General features: G+C 55.4%; 13 protein-coding genes, 1 tRNA gene and 1 pseudogene. 8 read left to right on the top strand and 7 right to left on the bottom strand.

The features are described from left to right. Nucleotides 1–71: 71 nt before the first annotated feature. The 3 genes from ACXPUX_RS02040 to ACXPUX_RS02030 form a co-directional block, all read right to left on the bottom strand. On the bottom strand, nt 72–1352 hold the full coding sequence (locus ACXPUX_RS02040; protein ID WP_458829638.1) for an extracellular solute-binding protein: 1281 nt from the start codon (nt 1350–1352) through the stop codon (nt 72–74). Nucleotides 1353–1642: 290 nt separating this feature from the next. After that, entirely contained in the window at nt 1643–2674 is a 1032-nt protein-coding gene (locus ACXPUX_RS02035; protein ID WP_458829636.1) for a LacI family DNA-binding transcriptional regulator, read from the bottom strand. A 142-nt stretch (nt 2675–2816) separates the two neighbouring features. Continuing rightward, a complete protein-coding gene (locus ACXPUX_RS02030; RefSeq protein ID WP_458829634.1) occupies nt 2817–4799 on the bottom strand; it encodes a beta-galactosidase in 1983 nt (660 codons plus the stop codon). Nucleotides 4800–5859: 1060 nt separating this feature from the next. Here ACXPUX_RS02030 and ACXPUX_RS02025 point away from each other — a divergent pair. The 6 genes from ACXPUX_RS02025 to ACXPUX_RS02000 all read left to right on the top strand — a co-directional run bounded on the left by ACXPUX_RS02025 (nt 5860) and on the right by ACXPUX_RS02000 (nt 11981). Then, nucleotides 5860–6306 carry a plasmid mobilization protein gene (locus ACXPUX_RS02025; protein ID WP_005937050.1) on the top strand — a complete coding sequence of 149 codons (447 nt, stop codon included), beginning with the start codon at nt 5860–5862 and terminating at the stop codon, nt 6304–6306. Further along, nucleotides 6269–7831 carry a relaxase/mobilization nuclease domain-containing protein gene (locus ACXPUX_RS02020; protein WP_458829632.1) on the top strand — a complete coding sequence of 521 codons (1563 nt, stop codon included), beginning with the start codon at nt 6269–6271 and terminating at the stop codon, nt 7829–7831. The genes ACXPUX_RS02025 and ACXPUX_RS02020 overlap by 38 nt, the downstream gene beginning before the upstream one ends. Before the next feature lie 189 nt (nt 7832–8020). Next, the gene (locus ACXPUX_RS02015) at nt 8021–8476 is read left to right on the top strand and encodes a CHC2 zinc finger domain-containing protein (RefSeq protein ID WP_458829630.1); all 456 of its coding nucleotides are present in this window, start codon (nt 8021–8023) and stop codon (nt 8474–8476) included. Beyond that, nucleotides 8439–9764 (top strand): DNA primase family protein, encoded by a 1326-nt coding sequence (locus tag ACXPUX_RS02010; RefSeq protein WP_458829628.1) that lies wholly within the window; start codon nt 8439–8441, stop codon nt 9762–9764. The genes ACXPUX_RS02015 and ACXPUX_RS02010 overlap by 38 nt, the downstream gene beginning before the upstream one ends. Before the next feature lie 493 nt (nt 9765–10257). Further along, the gene (locus ACXPUX_RS02005; protein WP_458829626.1) at nt 10258–10563 is read left to right on the top strand and encodes a helix-turn-helix domain-containing protein; all 306 of its coding nucleotides are present in this window, start codon (nt 10258–10260) and stop codon (nt 10561–10563) included. Between the two features lie 14 nt (nt 10564–10577). Next, a complete protein-coding gene (locus ACXPUX_RS02000) occupies nt 10578–11981 on the top strand; it encodes a site-specific integrase (protein ID WP_117530134.1) in 1404 nt (467 codons plus the stop codon). 155 nt (nt 11982–12136) lie between these two features. Here ACXPUX_RS02000 and ACXPUX_RS01995 read toward each other — a convergent pair. The 3 genes from ACXPUX_RS01995 to ACXPUX_RS01985 form a co-directional block, all read right to left on the bottom strand. Beyond that, nucleotides 12137–12212: transfer RNA gene (locus tag ACXPUX_RS01995), tRNA-Lys, on the bottom strand. Nucleotides 12213–12317: 105 nt separating this feature from the next. Continuing rightward, nucleotides 12318–12944 carry a hypothetical protein gene (locus tag ACXPUX_RS01990; RefSeq protein ID WP_458829624.1) on the bottom strand — a complete coding sequence of 209 codons (627 nt, stop codon included), beginning with the start codon at nt 12942–12944 and terminating at the stop codon, nt 12318–12320. Nucleotides 12945–13203: 259 nt separating this feature from the next. Further along, complete coding sequence (locus ACXPUX_RS01985) at nt 13204–13605, bottom strand: hypothetical protein (RefSeq protein WP_458829622.1); 402 nt, start codon at nt 13603–13605, stop codon at nt 13204–13206. A 674-nt stretch (nt 13606–14279) separates the two neighbouring features. Here ACXPUX_RS01985 and pckA point away from each other — a divergent pair. Next, a pseudogene (gene pckA, locus ACXPUX_RS01980) lies at nt 14280–15884 on the top strand (phosphoenolpyruvate carboxykinase (ATP)). 266 nt (nt 15885–16150) lie between these two features. After that, nucleotides 16151–16297: a hypothetical protein gene (locus tag ACXPUX_RS01975; RefSeq protein WP_458829620.1), complete on the top strand. Its 147-nt coding sequence runs from the start codon at nt 16151–16153 to the stop codon at nt 16295–16297. Nucleotides 16298–16450: 153 nt separating this feature from the next. Here ACXPUX_RS01975 and trxA read toward each other — a convergent pair whose 3' ends face one another. Then, nucleotides 16451–16816: a thioredoxin gene (gene trxA, locus ACXPUX_RS01970; protein WP_458831133.1), complete on the bottom strand. Its 366-nt coding sequence runs from the start codon at nt 16814–16816 to the stop codon at nt 16451–16453. Nucleotides 16817–16919 lie beyond the last annotated feature (103 nt).

The following is a 16919-nucleotide window of genomic DNA, read 5'->3' as shown; positions in this document are numbered from 1 at the left end:
CTGATTTTTGTCTTGCGATAAAAAGCGGGCACACCGCATTCTGCTGCGTGCCCGCCGGGAAAAACCGGAACTTACTGTGCCACAGGTGCGGTGATGCCGGCCACAGCGTCATCCACCAGCTGCTGCGTGGTCTTGCCCTGCGTGTCGCCGGAGGCGAGGATCTCGCCCAGACTTGCGGCGGAGCTCCAGTAGTTTGCGCCTACCCGCTGCAGGGTAGCGTAGGAGCTCTGCTCAGCCAGTGCGGCAATGGCGGGTGCAGACTGCACAGCCTCGGAAGCATTGGCATTGATGTTGGAGGGACCCAGTTTGCGGTCGTTGAAGCGCTTGTTCTGGTTGTCCTCGTTGGTGATGAAGTCGGCCAGCATCATGGCAACGCCCACGTTGGCGCTGTGGGGGTTGACGCCCACCAGCTTGTAGCCGGAGAAGGAGCCCATCTGGACCTGTGCGCCGTTCAGGGTGTAGGTTGGCAGCTTGGTGGCGGCGTAGCCCTCGCCCCAAGCCTCCTCGGCGGTGCTGGCGTTCCAAGTACCGGAGATGGCGGCGCAGCAGCTGCCGTCCTTGATGGCAGAAACGATATCAGCATCTGCGCCGGACTTGAAGCCGGGGTTTGCGGTGATATCCAGAATGGCCTGCGTTACGTCTGCGCCGGGAGCCTCGTTCCAGTTGCAGACGGTGTTGATACCGTCGTCTGCCAGCGTTGCCACCAGACCGGCACCGGCGTAGAAGCTGTAAATGTACCACGCATCGTTCACACTCATCATGAACTTTTTGCCGGCAGCTGCAGCCTTTTCCAGCATGGTGTCCATGCTCTGCACGTCCTCGGCGCTCAGAATGCTTGCATCATAGTACAAGAAGTAGCCGTTATCGGCGGTCATGGGGTAGGCGTAAAGCTTGTCGTTCATGGTGGCAGCGCCCACAGAGCCGGGCAGGTTGCGGCTCTTCACGTCGTCCGGGTTCAGCAGCACTTCCTGCAGCGCACCGGCGTTTACCAGCTCGTTCAGCTGGTCGTCTGCAAAGGCGAAAACGTCTGCGGCAGACTCCGGGTCAGCCAGAACGGTGTCCTTTGCGGTGGACTCAGACTGCACGCCGATCTCGATGGTCACGTTGCCCTTGTCCGCATTCTGCTCGATAAAGGCGTCTGCCATCTCGCGCAGCATGGTCTGATCCTCTTCTGCGCCCCACATGGTCAGCTTCACATCACCCCAGCTCTCCGCAGCAGAGGCAGCCGTGCTGGAAGCGGCAACGGAGGAAGCGGTGCTGTTGGAAGAGCCGCCGCAGGCGGTCAGCGCACCGGCAGCAGCCATCGTACCCATAGCAGCAAGGAATTTACGGCGGGAAATCAGCTTTTTCATGATCCAGTTCTCCTTCGTTCTCAATCTGAAATCTTCGGGCGCTCTTTGTTGCGCTCACAAGTTGCGCACATCTGAGCAACTGTTTTTCTGTACTCATAGGATACCGCATTCTTTTGCTCCCGTCAATGGACGAAATTCACGGTATTATTGAGTCAAAACTGGAAAAAGTGACGGTAAAATTAGGATACATGGGCAAAAGTGCGCAACTTTAGAGCAACCTTTGTCATGCCCTTTGTCATGCAAAGAACAAAAATGCCCGCTCCGGGAAAGGAGCAGGCACAAAAAGCGCGTTATTTGATGCTGCGGGCGCGTTCCATCCACTTGGTAGAGTCCCGCAAAATGACCTGATAGCCTTCCAGCTGCCGCATGACCGTTTCCTTTCCGGCCAAACGATCCAGCAGCATCCGGCAGGCGGTCTTGCCCAGCTGCTCGGCATCATACTGCACTGCCGAGACCGAGGGTGTAATGCTGGCGAGCATGGAGCTGTCGTACAGACTGGCGACCCGCAGGTCGTTGGGCACGAGGATATGCCGCGTCCGCAGCTCCCGCATGACCTCAAAGGCGATCTCATCATCGCCGCAAAGGATGCAATCTGCCTTCTGCTCCAGCGCAGCCTCCAGTGCATCGAGCGTCTGCCCGGCAGATTCCACGCCGGAATGAACCAGCCGCTGGTCTACCGGTACGCCAAATTCCGCGAATCCGCGCAGATAACCGCGTGTGCGGTCGGTGTTGACGGCGTAGATGGTACTGCCCACCAGCAGCGCGATCCGCTTGGCACCCAGCTGCAAAAGGATGCGTGTCATTTCGCAGGCAGCCGCCACCTGATCGTTGTCTGCCTGCGGGATGGTCTTGTCTTCGCTGCGTCCGATGAGCACAAAAGGTGTCTCGTATTGCCGCAAAAGTTCGATGCAGGGATCATCCGCCATGGCGTAGGTCAGGATCACGCCGTCCACCTTGTGGTTGGCCAACTGCCGCTGCAGCTGCGAATACTCGGTGTTGGAGGCGTAGCAAAGCATCAGGTCATAGCCGCGCTGGTCTGCCATGATGCAGATGCCGCCCATGCACTTGCGCAAAAAGGGCAGATCCAGCGCAATAAACCGCTGCGGTACGATCATGGCAATATTGTTGGTGCGCAGCTTTTCGCCGCTCTGTGCGGAAACAGGCTCGGAGCGGGTGCGCCCCATATAGGCGTACACCTTGGCGCGGGTCGCCTCGCTGATGCGTCCCTTGCCGGAAAGTGCGCGTGATACCGTTGTTTTAGAAACACCAAGCGCATCGGCCACCTGCTCGATCGTCATTTTTTCGGTTTCCTTTGCAGCCACAGGATATCCTCTCCTTTTCACAGAACTGCGCAACAGTGCGCCACCCCAGCATACCGGGATAAGCCCGCTTTGTCAAGTACGAAAGCAAACAAAAAGCGTTCTGCTTTTTCGGCAGAACGCTGAAAGTTGATGTTTTTGCGCCTTACAGGATCTGCTCGCCGTTTTTCCAGACGGCCGTTCCGTAACGGTTCAGCGCAACACCGCCTACTTCGACCGGATGTTCATTGCAGTTCTGTACAAAGACGAATGTACCGCGCCGCGCGGCCAGAACGCCGTCCGGCAGTGCCTCCGGCCAGGCCGGGGTCAGGCCGACTTCCTTTACAGCAGCACGATAAAATGCGCGATAGAACGCAGCATCAAAACGGCTTGCCAGATAGTAGGCACGGCCCTCCCCGTAGGAGTGGACAGCCACGGCAGGGCAGCCGACAAAGTAGTCCTCGGCGTAGACGCTCAGCGGTGTGGCAGGGTCGGTGTCGTTCAGACTTGCGACCTCGCATAGGACCGAAGCCTGCGTTTCCGGCAGGGTCACGCCATCTACGGGGGCGCAGCGGCGCACCTCGCCGTCATACATCCCGTCAATTTCGGTGCGGCGCAGGCCCAGCAGCTCGGTCAGGCCGTAGGGCGTATCCCCCAAGCGACACAGGTCGCTTTCATCCACCACACCGGTCCAGTATGTAACCACGACCGTACCACCATTCCGGGCAAAATCACAGAGTTTTTGGGCAAAGGCATCGGTCAGCAAATAAACTATCGGAACAACGACCAAGCCATAACCCGTCAAATCGGATTCCTGATTCACGAACTCCACCGCAATGCCTTCCCGCGCAAGAGCATTGTAGTGCAGCTTCAGCTCGTCCCAGTAGCCCATCCCTGCATTGCGCGGGCCGCAGGAACCTTCCAATGCCCACTTGTTTTCCCAATCGTGGACGATCGCCGCCTGCTTCTCGCGGCAGACTGTTGCAATCTCCGAGAGCACTTCCAGCTTTTGGCCCACACCGACTGTTTCCCGGAAGGGACGGGCATCCTCCCGGCCATCATGGCCGACGACTGCACCATGGAACTTTTCTTCAGCGCCGCGGCTGGCTCGCCACTGGAAGTAAAGCACACTGTCCGAACCATGTGCAACCGTCTGCAGAGCCGCAAGCTCCGCAATGCCGGGGCGCTTCTGTTTGGAGATCGGCTGCCAGTTGGTAAAGCTGGGGCTGGATTCCATCAGCAGGAAGGGCTTGCCCTTCATGGAGTAATACAGGTCGTGCATCAGGGCCGTATCCAACGCTGTTTCTTCCACTGTTTCGCTGGGCTTGTGCCATGTGGGATAGTTGTCCCAGCTAGCCACGTCGATCTCCTTGGACATTTTGAAATAGTCGATGCCGTCAAACCGGTACATCATGTTTACCGTGAACTTTGCATCCGGCGCAAATTCTTTCACGGTATCACGCTCATATTTCAAAAAATCAATGTGTCGGTCACTGACAAAGCGCTTCCAGTCCAGCGCAAGACCCTGCACGGCATTTTCCCCCTGCGGGGCAGGGCTTTCGATTTGTTCCCAAGCGGTATAGTCGTGACTCCAGAACCGGGCGTTCCATGCCTTGTTCAAGGCATCCAAAGAGCCATACCGTTCCTTGAGCCAGCAGCGGAACGCGGCCTGACACAGCTCGCAATGGCAGTCGCCGCTCATCTCGTTGGAGATATGCCAGAGCAGGACAGCCGGGTCATTGCCGAACCGCTGCGCCAGCATCTGGTCGATGATGCGGACTTTTTCCCGGTAAACCGGCGATGTATAGCAGTAATTCTGCCGCCGGTTGTACAGCTCCCGGACCCGGTCTGCCCGGACTCGGCGCACCTCGGGGTATTTGTGTGCCATCCAAGCGGGGCGGGCCGCACTGGGCGTTGCAAGGATCGTATAGATTCCATTGGCATACAGGTTATGGACGATGTCTGCCAGCCAATCCAGCTCAAATACCCCCTCCTGCGGTTCCAATGTGAACCATGAGAACACGCCCAGCGTCACAGTATTAACGTGTGCCTTTTTCATCAGTTCGATGTCCTGCGCCAGAATATCGGGCCGGTCCAGCCACTGTTCCGGGTTGTAGTCTCCGCCATGAAGTAATCTGAGCTGCTGCATGATAGCGGCCTCCTTTGGTTGCGCAAATTGCGCAACATTTTTATCGGATAAAGTTGCGTTTGATACAGAGTATAGCAAGAACCTCCACAAGATGCAATGCGCCTTTATGGAATTTCGTTGCAATAAGTTGAACGTTTGATGCGGTACAAGAAACCATCCATGGATGCTTTGGAAGATTCCACAACGTTCATGGGGGATTTATAGGCAGGTTGTCAAAATGCAGAAATACATTGATTGAACGGGAAAGCGCTTGAACGCCGTGCTATAAGTCCTACTATCACTGCTTTACTGCAATAAAATTTGCAAAACCATCTTGACGCGCTCCGCAATTCATGATACCCTTTATCGCAAATCCCACCAATTTTGTAGAAAAGTACAGAACGGCGAGGATTTATTTCCCATGAAGATTTTTACCGCCCCGCAACACACCCGATTCATTTTGCCGCTTACTTCATCCGACAAAATCATCGCTGCGCTGCGTGGGCGGTATTTTTCTTTTTCACAAATAAAATCTTATGTAGTTGTACAATCTCCCAAAATTTGTTTTTGGTTGTTGACAGCACAACTTCAAAGTGTTATTCTTGCGCTTGAAAGAAGCAGGTTGTAGTGTCCGCACTGCGCCCGGCTTTCTTCATACTGTACCTTGAATCTTACATAAGCCGTCTGAACGAGATACTGCGCCATGACCTCACACTTTCTGTGGGCGAGCCGGACAACGCCGCTGCAAAACAGGGGCAGGAACTGCGTTCGGTGTGAACGGTGACCACGAGCAGGGGCTTTGCCTTTTCACACGTTTTGCTCTGCAAAATCTTCAACGTGCATTGCGGTTCGACTTCTGAAATTTTCAGTGTTGCACGGAAAGGGCGAAAGCAAGTATCGACCTGTGGCCACAAATTTTCAATGCTTGAAAATGTTCTGTCACATGGTCTGCCACTTGTTGGGGAGTGCCTTCCCCAAACCCTGCTCTAGCTTCGCACCGTTGGTGCGAATGCGGCGTGTCGCATTACATAGCCCTCTCCATCCCGGAGCGGGCATTTATCATTTTCACAGGAGGTCGAATATGACTGAAATGAAAAGTCCGAACGTACACGCACGAGAGAACCGCAATGACACGCCGCGAAAACGAAAGACACACATCATCAAAGTCAGGGTGACCGCAGAAGAAAAACTGCGGATCGCATACGCCTGCAAAGAACTCCACCTCACCCAATCCGAACTCGTCCGCCGCGTCCTGTACGGCGTGAACGTCAAGCACACCGTTGTGGTGGCACAGGGCGGCGAGGATGCACTGGCGGCGCTTGCTGCCTTGTCTGCCCAGTGCAGCAAGGTGGGAAGCAACCTCAACCAGCTTGCACGGCACTTCAACTCCGGCGGCAAAGACACCGAGCAGCTCCGGGCGCAGATTCTGGAGGAACTGTCCGCACTCACGAACTTTCGGCTGAAAGCCGAAGAAACGGTTGGTGAACTGTATGGCAACCATCAAGCATTTGACCTCGAAAAACTCTAACTATGCCGCCGCCGAAAGCTATCTCACCTTTCAGCACAACGAGTACACCGGTCTGCCCATTCTGGACGAGAAAGGCAGACCCAAGCTGCGGGATTCGTACCTGCTCGACACCCTTGAGTGCGGCGAATCTTCGTTCGCTATGGCCTGCCTGATCGCCAATCGCAAGTACGGCAAGAACGGCGGGCGGGAGGACGTGAAGACCCACCATTATATCATCAGCTTCGACCCGAAGGACGCAGTAGAGAACGACCTGACCATGGAGCTGGCGCAAGCCCTTGGCTTGCAGTTCTGCAAGGACAACTTCCCCGGTCATCCCGCCATCGTCTGCACCCACCCGGACGGTCACAACAGTGCCGGGAATATCCACGTCCACATCGTCATCGGCAGCTTGCGCGTCCGCACCGTGGAACGGCAGCCCTTCATGGACAAGCCGTGCGACTGGGAAGCGGGCAAGAAGCACCGCTGCACCTCTGCCATGCTCCGGCACCTTCGTGTCGCAGTCATGGAAATGTGCGAGCAAGCCGACCTGAACCAAATCAACCTGCTGGAAGCCCAAGGCGACCATGTTTCCGAGCGGGAGTATTGGGCGCAGCGGCGCGGACAACGCCGCCTCGACCATGCCAACGCCAAACTTGCCGCCGAAGGGCAGCAGCTCACCCAGACCGTCTACCAGACCGAGCTGGACAAGCTGCGAAAGCAGATCTACTCCGTGCTGAACAAGACCACCACCTTCGAGGAATTTTCTGCATTGCTCATGCAGGAACACGGCATCGCCGTGAAGGAGAGCCGAGGCCGGTTGAGCTACTGCCCGCCCGGTCGGACAAAGTTCATCACCGCCAAGAAACTGAGCAAGAAGCTGGAAAAGGAGCAGGTGCTGACCGCCCTCTCCCAGAACATCCAGCTTGCCGTCACCATCCAGCCCAACAGCGAGAAGAAGCCGGATAAGATCAGGAAACTGGTTGACATTCAGGCGAAAGTTGCTGCGGGCAAGGGCATCGGCTATGAGCGTTGGGCGAAAAAGTTCAACCTCAAACGCTGGTCGCAGACCTTGTGTCTCCTGCAGGAGAAGAAGCTGCTCAGCGAAGATGCCCTGCACCAGCGCATTGCCGAACTGCAAACCCAGCACGACGATGCACTGGCGGTGGTCAAAGACTTGGATGCCCGCATGGTCTCCCTCAAGGAGCTGCGCGGGCATCTTGTGGTCTATCGGCAGTACAAGCCTCTTGCACAGAAGCTCCAGACTGTGCGGAATCCCGCCAAGTTCAAGGAGCAGCACCGTGCAGAGTTTGCTGTGTACGAGGCCGCTTGCGCCTATTTCAAGGCCAATGGGCTCAGGACGCTGCCGGACCTCAAAAAGCTGGATGCCGAATATCAGACCCTTTCCTCGGAGAAAAACGGGTTCTACACCCGCTACAAGAAAGCGCAGATCGAACTGCGTGAACTCCGCACCGCACAACAGAACGTGGAAGCCTTCTTCCGCAAGGAGGAGCGCAGCCACGCCGTACCGCAGCAGGAGGTCAAATGAACAACACTCTGACGGATCGATGTGTGAATAAACCCAACCTCACCCACGCCCCTCACCGGGCTTCGTCCTTTCGCCTGTACCCCACCCATTGGGACGGAGGGTAGCACCTCTGTCTTTTCGGACGTAAAAAGCGCCATCTCGACCCGGCAGGCAGCGGAGCTATACGGCTTCGCCGTAAACCGGAACGGCATGATGCGCTGTCCCTTCCACGGGGATAAACACCCCAGCATGAAGGTGGACAGCCGTTTCCACTGTTTCGCCTGTCAAGCAGATGGCGATGTGATCGATTTTGTCGGCAGACTTTTTCAACTTTCTCCCTATAAGGCTGTGGAAAAGTTGAAGGAGGACTTCGGCATGGCACTTGCCGACGGCAAGGTGCGGCTTGCTCTCCGCAGACCGCCCACCGTCCGGCAGCAGCTGCTGGACTATTACCGCTGTCTGCAGCGTTGGCGGGTCCGATACGCACCGCAGTCACCCACAGAAGAACTTCACCCCTGCTTTCTTGAAGCGATAAAGAACCTTGACATCGTTGAATATTATCTGGACTGTTCGGTGCTCCCGGATCCGCAGACCGAAATCGAGCTACGGAAGTATTGGGAGGGATTGCATGAGCGACTGGAAAAAGAGGAACGAAGATTGGCGTGATGAGGACGAACTGGAAGAAGAGGAAAAATGCGAATGCCCTTGGGTAGACAGTAAGGGCAAAGTGCGTGAAACCGCTTACTGCCAGTACCTTTTAGAGAAACACCCCATGATGTGCCTGAAACAGAAGCTGTTCGACCAGAACGGCGAGGTAGACGAGGACGCACTGCTCTACGAAGTCCACAGCGACCTCCGTGACTTTGTGCTCGACAACCTTGCCAAGAAGGAGAAGCAGGTTCTGGACGCACTCCGTATCGAAACCTATACCCCTGAATGGAAACCCCAGCTTGACCGCATCCATCTCCAGAACGGAACCTACTTTCTGGACGAGCGGGGCTTTGTGCCGGAAAAGGAGCTCTGCCTGAACCGGCTCCCCGTGGAATACCAGCCCGATGCCCCCGCACCGACCAAGTGGCTGGAATTTTTGGACGGTCTGCTCATCCCGGAGGACATTCTGACCTTGCAGGAATACCTTGGCTATCTCCTGATCCCGTCTACCAAGGCGCAGAAGATGCTGGTCATGACTGGCAAGGGCGGCGAGGGAAAATCCCGCATCGGCTTGCTGCTGAAGAAGCTGTTCGGGGAAGCCTCTCACTCCGAATCCATCCTCCGCATCGAAACGAACCGCTTTGCCAGTGCAAATCTGGAGTATAAGCTGGTCATGGTCGATGACGACCTGAACATGGTGGCTTTGCCCGAAACACGGAACATCAAGTCCATCGTCACCGCCGAAGACCGTTTGTGCATTGAGCGAAAGAATAAGCAGGCTGTCCAAGGTCTGCTGTACGTTCGTTTCATCTGCTTCGGCAATGGCAACCTTGTGGCTGCTCACGATGACAGCGACGGCTTCTGGCGCAGACAGATCCTCATCACGGTGAAAGACCGTGACCCTGCCCGGGTGGATAACCCCTTCCTCATCGAAGAGTTGTCCGAGGAGCGTCCCGGCATCCTGCTGTGGATGCTGGAGGGGCTGCACCGTCTGCTGGCGAACAACTACCAGTTCACCATCAGCGATCGCTCCATCCAGAACCTCGAAGCAGCCATGGCGGACAGCGACAACCTGACCCAGTTCATGCAGGCAACGGCGTATGTCCGCTTCAAGCCCGACACCGAGGAACGCTCCACCTACCTCTATCGCGCCTACACCAAGTGGTGCGAGGATAATCTGGAATCGCCTGTTCCGCAAAAGAAGTTCAGCCAGTTCCTGCTGAAAAATGCAGGGAAGTATGGCCTGACCTTCTCCAAGCACATCGAGGGAAAGTTCGCGTTTGCGAGCGCAGCGCAGCAATGAAAGCCCCAGTGGGGCTTTTAAGCGACAGAACGGTCTTGCGCAGCAAGATGGAGGGGCTTTGCCCCGACAAGTTCTGTGGCTTCCGGGGCGTATGCGTCCACCCCTCCTTTGCTGCGGCATAAAACACACGAAAAGTGAAAATCTCCCGCCCCACGCGCCCCAAAGCATTTATTTTTACCTGTTATCGTTGCTTTCTCCGGGCGCGTATCCACCCTTTCCGGGCGGATGCGGGGCGGCAACACGCCCTTCGGGGCAGGAGAGAAGGCAAGATGCGCCCCAAAAGGGCGCATACAATTCAGCCATGCGCCCTGTAAAATCAGCACAGGAAGGTACTTTTGTGTGGTTTGGGGCGCGTGGGGCGCGTAAATTCAAGTTCTCGCACTTTTTTGGGCTGCTGCTTCGGGTCAGGAGCGGCAGGCCCTTACATATTTACCGGCCCACAGGGTGCAGCTCAACCGGAGCTGCACCGGGTCTGGAGAAGTGCAAAGGAGACATGCCTATGACGAATGTCCGCAAAAATTCCGCCAAACTGACTCGTGAGGACTTGAAAATCGCGCCCGAATCCCCTACAATGAAATTGTCCGAAAACCCTGCCGTAGAACCTTCTGACCAGACCAGCAAAACCGTCCGACACGCCCCGCTCGTTTACCGGGTGGAGGAGATCGCCCAACTGTTGGCGATTTCCAACCGTGCTGCGTACAATCTGTGCAACACCACGAAAGACTTCAAGGTGATCCGCCTTGGTACCAGCATCCGGGTAAGCAAGCAGAGCTTTGACGATTGGTTTGCTGCGGTCTGAGGGAGGGAACATCTATGGCATCTATTCTCAGGCGCGGAGATTCCTACTCCGTTCGTTTCAAATACAAAGACCATGCTGGCCGGATTTGTGAAGGCTGGGAGAGTTTCAAAACCAAGAAGGAAGCGCAAGACCGCAAGATCTCGGTAGAGAAAGAACTCTTGGACGGTACTTTCCTCATACCCGATGCAATGACGGTAGCGGAAATGCTGTACAAGTGGCTCCCCATCCAGTCCAGCAAGCACAAGTGGGCACCCAAAACCTACACCCACACGGTAGCCATGATTCAGAATCTTGTCGTGCCCTATCTCGGCAAGAAGCAGATTCAGAAGGTTCAGACGTATGACCTCGAACAGTTTTACGCCACGCTGAGCCGGACACCGCGCGGACTGTATAAGCAGGGTGTCAAGCAAACGCTCACCGACAAACAGAAGCGGCAGTTTCTGACGGGTGCTTCCATCCGGGAAGTCCACGCCATGCTCAAGACTGCTTTTTCCTATGCCGTTGAGTGGGGGCTGCTTCTCAAGTCACCGATTCCGAGAGAAGCCCCGAAATCGACCTCGGAAGAACGTGCCATCTGGGACGAAAAGACCATGCTTGCTGCGTTGCAGACCATGACCGACCCTACGCTCCACCTTGCTGTTCATCTGAGCATGATTCTCTCGCTGCGTGTCGGAGAGATCCTTGGCTTGCAGCCGGGAGACATCGACTTCGATGCAGCGGATGGACGTGGGACCATCACGGTCGGCAGGAGCTTACAGCGCACCGAAAAGGCTGCACTGGAAAAGACCGACCCGAATCAGATCTACCACATCTTCCCCGACCAGCGTGAGGGCAGCAGCTCCGCACTGGTGCTGAAGAAGCCGAAAACCAAGAAATCCAGCCGCACCCTTTATCTGACGAGACCCTTGAAAGAGGAACTGCTGGCTTGGCTGGAAAAGCTCCGTCAGGACGAGCTTGCCATGGATGGCAGGTATCGCAACTGCGGCCAGCTCTTCCGCTTGCCCAACGGTATGCCTGTTGCCCCGGAAGCCCTTTCTAAATGGTACCGCACTTGGCGTGCGGAGCACCCGGAGTTTGAGAAGATCGTGTTCCACGGTCTGCGCCACTCCAGTGCCACTTACCAGTTGATTGAATCCGGCGGCAACATTAAAGCCGTGCAGGGCAACACCGGTCACGCCACCACCGGCATCCTGATGGATACCTACGCCCACACGCAGGACAAGCCCCGGTTGGAATTGGCCGAGAAGCTGGAAGCAGACTTCTATTCACAGGACATCGGTTCCCCCAAATCCGGCTCTGTGCCGGTAAAAGAAAATCTGCCGGACAGCATCCAGATCACCCCGGAAGGGATGCTGAAAGTTGTCCGACAGATGAACCCCGAGCAGCGGCGTGAGTTCACCCGCCTGCTGTTCGCCTGAAAAAAGTATGGAAAAAACGCTCACGATGCACAGAATGCAGACAATGCAAGGAAAAACACGGCTTTCCCGCCGGTGTGCAAAAAGTGTGCAAAAGTGTGCAGAGCCCCAGAAAAAGGAAAATCCCACGAGGAATCTTACGATTCTTCGTGGGATTTTGGTGCGCTCGAGGGAACTCGAATCCCTGGCCCTCTGATTAAAAGTCAGATGCTCTACCGGCTGAGCTACGAGCGCATATTCTGCGGCAAAACAATACCGCCGAATAATATTACCACAATTGGCTGCAAAATGCAAGAGCAGCGCTCAAAAAAGCGGAAATTTCAGTATTATACAGAAAAATCACTCAAAAAACCTTTGCGCCCGGCGCTGCAGCAGCTCCACCAGCAGTCCGGTATAAATGCTGACCATCGAGGGCGTCTCGCCCAGATCCATCGCCTTGCGCTGGGGCAGGTCGGCCAAGCGTCCCTTGTACAGGCACTTCAGCTGGGGCAGCAGGGTGTAGTCGTTGGGGTGCATCAGGGTGCTGTCCTTGGGCAGCGCCAGCGCACCGCTTTGTTCCAGCACTTCGCTGACGAACTGGGAGCAGAAATAATGGTGGCGGCGCTGCCAGCGGATATGCAGCCCGCACAAGATCAGCCCCAGCGTGTTGAAGCTGTACTCCTCGCTGTGACGCATGAACTCCTCGGCGCAGTGCAGGGCGCGGAAATAGGCCTCGTCGGACACCTCCAGCGTGTACAGCGCACAGGGGGCGTCGTCCCGCAGACGGAAAACGCCCTTGTTCAGGTATTCTTTGCTGGGACCCGCCGGGAACATGGTGTAGCCGTTTTTGCGGGTGGAGCTGTATAGGCAACTCAGCTCTGCATCAAAGGCCATAGAAGCGTGAGTATAGCTGGCGCCGGTGGCAGCATAGACCAGTTTGGACAGCAGCGTGCCGGAGCGGGTGAGCAGGATGTAGATGGTTTTCATGGCAGTTTCCCTTATGTCAGCCCCCGGCAAAGGGGGAAAAGTATCATCTATATACAGAACCAGTATAGCATAAGTAAGGTCCCTTTACCACTAAAACGTTTCTTCTGGCCAAAATATTGCAAAAAAGGGCAAAAACAGCAGCCCAAAGCTGTTTTCAGGGCTCTGGGCTGCTGTTTCTCACAAGTTCTTGAAACTGTCAGCGGCACCCTGCTACAGGGGCCTCTCCATTTAGCCGTACAAAAATCGCTCTCCCCGGAACTCAGTGCTTTGTCGCCGACCACCCGTGGCAGTACCGGAGCGACTCTCCCTCGTCCACAGTCCATGTGCCGGACTTGTATCCGCAGGAACCGCAGACCTGGTAATACGTAGCATGCTGATAATAGACTTCGTCCGTCCCGTGGGGATAATGGATGCATTTTACTTCCTCCGGTCCGGTCTCAAATGTGTCTTTTTTTGGGGTTACGCAAGACATTTTCCCACAAGCGTCGCACTCACTGCTCCTGGCAGGAACCGGCTCTGCCTCCTCCAAGGCCTCCTCGGACGTGGAAGCCGCCGTTTCTTCCAATGGATCATCGTCATAGCTTTCTGCATCCGCAAAGCCTACCAGGCAAAGGGTCAGGGCCAAAACCATGGCCAGCAGGATCGGGGCGATCTTTTTCATAGAAAAGCACTTCCTCTCTTTCGGTATGTTGGTTTCTGTTTCTCGGAGAGTCCTCTCTAGATTTATTGTACCATACTGCTTTATTTTTTCAACTATCATCTTATTTTTTTGTGCTCATTTACATCTTCTCGGTCTTGCACCAAAGAGCTGTCTGCTGTGTTTTTTGCCCCACCGGGGTCGGGGGTCCCACCTTGCATCCCGGTTTGTCAAACTTTTATCAAAATGTCGGTTTTTCCCCGTCCCGCCTTATTTTTCACAGTCTGCATCCCTGCCGGGTTTCGTGAAATTACTTTATGTGGGAAAGCCTGTTTATGAAATTTGTTTCTTTTTTGCAAACAGAACCTTCCATTTATTGCTTTTGGAAAGCTTTTGTGTATAATGATAGACAGGAGAATTTGCATTGCACCGTTCTGTGCTGTCTCCCCCTTATGCGGTGTCCGTACCATAAATGGCGCTGCATCTCCTAGGGTGCATCTGAAAAGTCGAAAATTTAGTCTATTTCTACAAGCACAGCTGGATTTTGCGTGAAACAGCCTTGAAATCCACAAAGGATTCCTGCGGCTGTTTGCCTTAAATCCCGCTTGCGCTTGCGAAATATTCGTCATTTTCTTTGTTTTCAGATACACCTCACACAGAGTTATGTAAGGATCAAACGAAAGTAGAGGTACGCAAATATGGCAAAGTTGGATCTTACCAAGTATGGCATCACCGGCACGACTGAAGTCGTGCACAACCCCTCCTACGAGCAGCTGTTCGCAGAGGAGACCAAGCCCGAGCTGGAAGGCTACGAGAAGGGTCAGGTCAGCGAGCTGGGTGCTGTGAACGTGATGACCGGTATCTACACCGGCCGTTCTCCCAAGGATAAGTTCATCGTGATGGACGAGAACTCCAAGGACACCGTGTGGTGAACCAGCGATGAGTACAAGAACGACAACCACCCCGCTTCCGAGGAGGCTTGGAAGGCTGTCAAGGAGATCGCTCAGAAGGAGCTGTCCAACAAGCGCCTGTACGTCGTGGATGCTTTCTGCGGCGCCAACAAGGATACCCGCATGGCAGTGCGTTTCATCATGGAAGTGGCCTGGCAGGCACACTTCGTTACCAATATGTTCATCCGTCCCACCGCTGAGGAGCTGGAGAACTTCGAGCCTGATTTCGTTGTTTACAACGCTTCCAAGGCTAAGGTCGAGAACTACAAGGAGCTGGGCCTGAACTCCGAGACTGCTGTGCTGTTCAACATCACCAGCAAGGAGCAGGTCATCGTCAACACCTGGTACGGCGGCGAGATGAAGAAGGGTATGTTCTCCATGATGAACTACTTCCTGCCGCTGAAGGGTATTGCTTCCATGCACTGCTCTGCCAACACCGATATGAACGGCGAGAACACCGCCATCTTCTTCGGCCTGTCCGGCACCGGCAAGACCACCCTGTCCACCGATCCCAAGCGTCTGCTGATCGGCGATGACGAGCACGGCTGGGACGACAACGGTGTGTTCAACTTCGAGGGCGGCTGCTACGCTAAGGTCATCAACCTGGATAAGGACTCCGAGCCCGATATCTACAACGCCATCAAGCGCAACGCTCTGCTGGAGAACGTCACTCTGGATGCCGAGGGTCACATCGACTTCGCTGACAAGTCTGTCACCGAGAACACCCGTGTGTCCTACCCCATCAACCACATCAACAACATCGTGCGTCCCGTTTCTTCTGCTCCCGCAGCAAAGAACGTGATCTTCCTGTCCGCTGACGCCTTCGGCGTTCTGCCCCCGGTCTCCATCCTGACCCCGGAGCAGACCCAGTACTACTTCCTGTCCGGCTTTACCGCAAAGCTGGCAGGCACCGAGCGCGGCATCACCGAGCCCACCCCCACCTTCTCCGCTTGCTTCGGTCAGGCTTTCCTGGAGCTGCACCCCACCAAGTACGCTGAGGAGCTGGTCAAGAAGATGAAGGCCAGCGGCGCAAAGGCTTATCTGGTCAACACCGGCTGGAACGGCACCGGCAAGCGCATCTCCATCAAGGATACCCGCGGCATCATCGACGCCATCCTGAGCGGTGCCATCAACGAGGCTCCCACCAAGAAGATCCCCTACTTCGACTTTGAGGTTCCCACCGCTCTGCCCGGTGTCGACCCCGCCATCCTCGATCCCCGCGACACCTACGCAGATGCCGCTCAGTGGGAAGAGAAGGCAAAGGATCTGGCCGGCCGCTTCGTGAAGAACTTCGCTAAGTACGAGGGCAACGAGCACGGCAAGGCTCTGGTCTCCGCAGGCCCCCAGCTGTAAGCTGAAAGTCGCATTTTTCTTCTGAACTCCATATAAAATAAGCGCCCGCCCCGTGGTTCTGCTCGAACCATAGGGCGGGCGCTTTGCTGTTTGCGCGTATTGTATTTTTAACCGGTTTATGTTATTCTATAAAAAGAAAGGCACTGCGCTGTAGTTGCAGGTGGTCAAGTTCCTCCCGGCATCCAATGTCCGGGGGGTGCTCAATTTTTTGTGTTCCTCCGGACGGTTTGAATGTTCTTACAGGATACCGAAAGGAGGAATCCGTTATGGATTTGTTAAATATTGTTTTCAGTGTACTGAACCTTCTGGCTACCGTCATCATTGGTGTCGTTCAGGTGACATGGATGATTTCGCGGGATGTCTTTCGGAGCAGACCCAAAGCAAAGCATTGTTTCAAAAACAAAAAAGATTGACCGCCTCTGTTCTTCCCCAACCGAGCGGTCAATCTTTTGACATAATCCCGGGAAGGAACTGACCACATCTACAGCCAGTGCCTTTCCTCTGTTTTTATTATAGTAGCATCGCCGCTTTTTGTCAAGGCACCCTCAGGGTGCCTTTTCTTGTATTCAGCCCAGCAGCTCCAGCACACCTGCCTTGGGGCGTGCGCCCACAGCCTGACGCACCAGCTTGCCCTGCTCAAACACCAGCAGGGTGGGGATGCTCATCACCCCGAACTGCGCCGCCAGATCCGGCTGCTCGTCCACGTTCACCTTGCCCACCTTTACATCGGTGCGCTCTTCAGCTACTTCGTCCACCACGGGGCTCAGCATCCGGCAGGGGCCGCACCAGCTGGCCCAGAAGTCCAGCAGTACCGGCTTTTCGCTGTGGAGCACTTCCTGTGCAAAGTTTTCCTTGGTAATGTTGATGACTGCCATATTTTTTCCCTCCTGAATGGGTGTTGTGTTTTTACTGACAGCATCAGTATACCCCATACGCCGCCCGCTTTTCCGTGACCGGGTCACGCAGGCAGCAAATACCAGCCGTGCCGCATCGGGCGTTGCAACTGCTGTCATAGAAATTTCCTCCGTTTCGTGA

It is taken from the genome of Faecalibacterium sp. PGM34 (genome assembly GCF_054456555.1).
The sequence above is the reverse complement of the archived record's forward strand: the minus strand, read 5'-3'. Positions and strand labels throughout refer to the sequence as shown.

Bases quoted from the DNA above. Each gene is read 5' to 3' on its own strand.
- ACXPUX_RS02000 (WP_117530134.1), top strand. From the start codon at position 10,578: ATGGCATCTATTCTCAGGCGCGGAGATTCCTACTCCGTTCGTTTCAAA.
- ACXPUX_RS01975 (WP_458829620.1), top strand. From the start codon at position 16,151: ATGGATTTGTTAAATATTGTTTTCAGTGTACTGAACCTTCTGGCTACC.
- ACXPUX_RS02005 (WP_458829626.1), top strand. From the start codon at position 10,258: ATGCCTATGACGAATGTCCGCAAAAATTCCGCCAAACTGACTCGTGAG.
- ACXPUX_RS01985 (WP_458829622.1), bottom strand. From the start codon at position 13,605: ATGAAAAAGATCGCCCCGATCCTGCTGGCCATGGTTTTGGCCCTGACC.
- ACXPUX_RS02030 (WP_458829634.1), bottom strand. From the start codon at position 4,799: ATGCAGCAGCTCAGATTACTTCATGGCGGAGACTACAACCCGGAACAG.
- ACXPUX_RS02020 (WP_458829632.1), top strand. From the start codon at position 6,269: ATGGCAACCATCAAGCATTTGACCTCGAAAAACTCTAACTATGCCGCC.
- ACXPUX_RS02040 (WP_458829638.1), bottom strand. From the start codon at position 1,352: ATGAAAAAGCTGATTTCCCGCCGTAAATTCCTTGCTGCTATGGGTACG.
- ACXPUX_RS02015 (WP_458829630.1), top strand. From the start codon at position 8,021: ATGATGCGCTGTCCCTTCCACGGGGATAAACACCCCAGCATGAAGGTG.
- trxA (WP_458831133.1), bottom strand. From the start codon at position 16,816: ATGGGGTATACTGATGCTGTCAGTAAAAACACAACACCCATTCAGGAG.
- ACXPUX_RS02010 (WP_458829628.1), top strand. From the start codon at position 8,439: ATGAGCGACTGGAAAAAGAGGAACGAAGATTGGCGTGATGAGGACGAA.
- ACXPUX_RS02025 (WP_005937050.1), top strand. From the start codon at position 5,860: ATGACTGAAATGAAAAGTCCGAACGTACACGCACGAGAGAACCGCAAT.
- ACXPUX_RS01990 (WP_458829624.1), bottom strand. From the start codon at position 12,944: ATGAAAACCATCTACATCCTGCTCACCCGCTCCGGCACGCTGCTGTCC.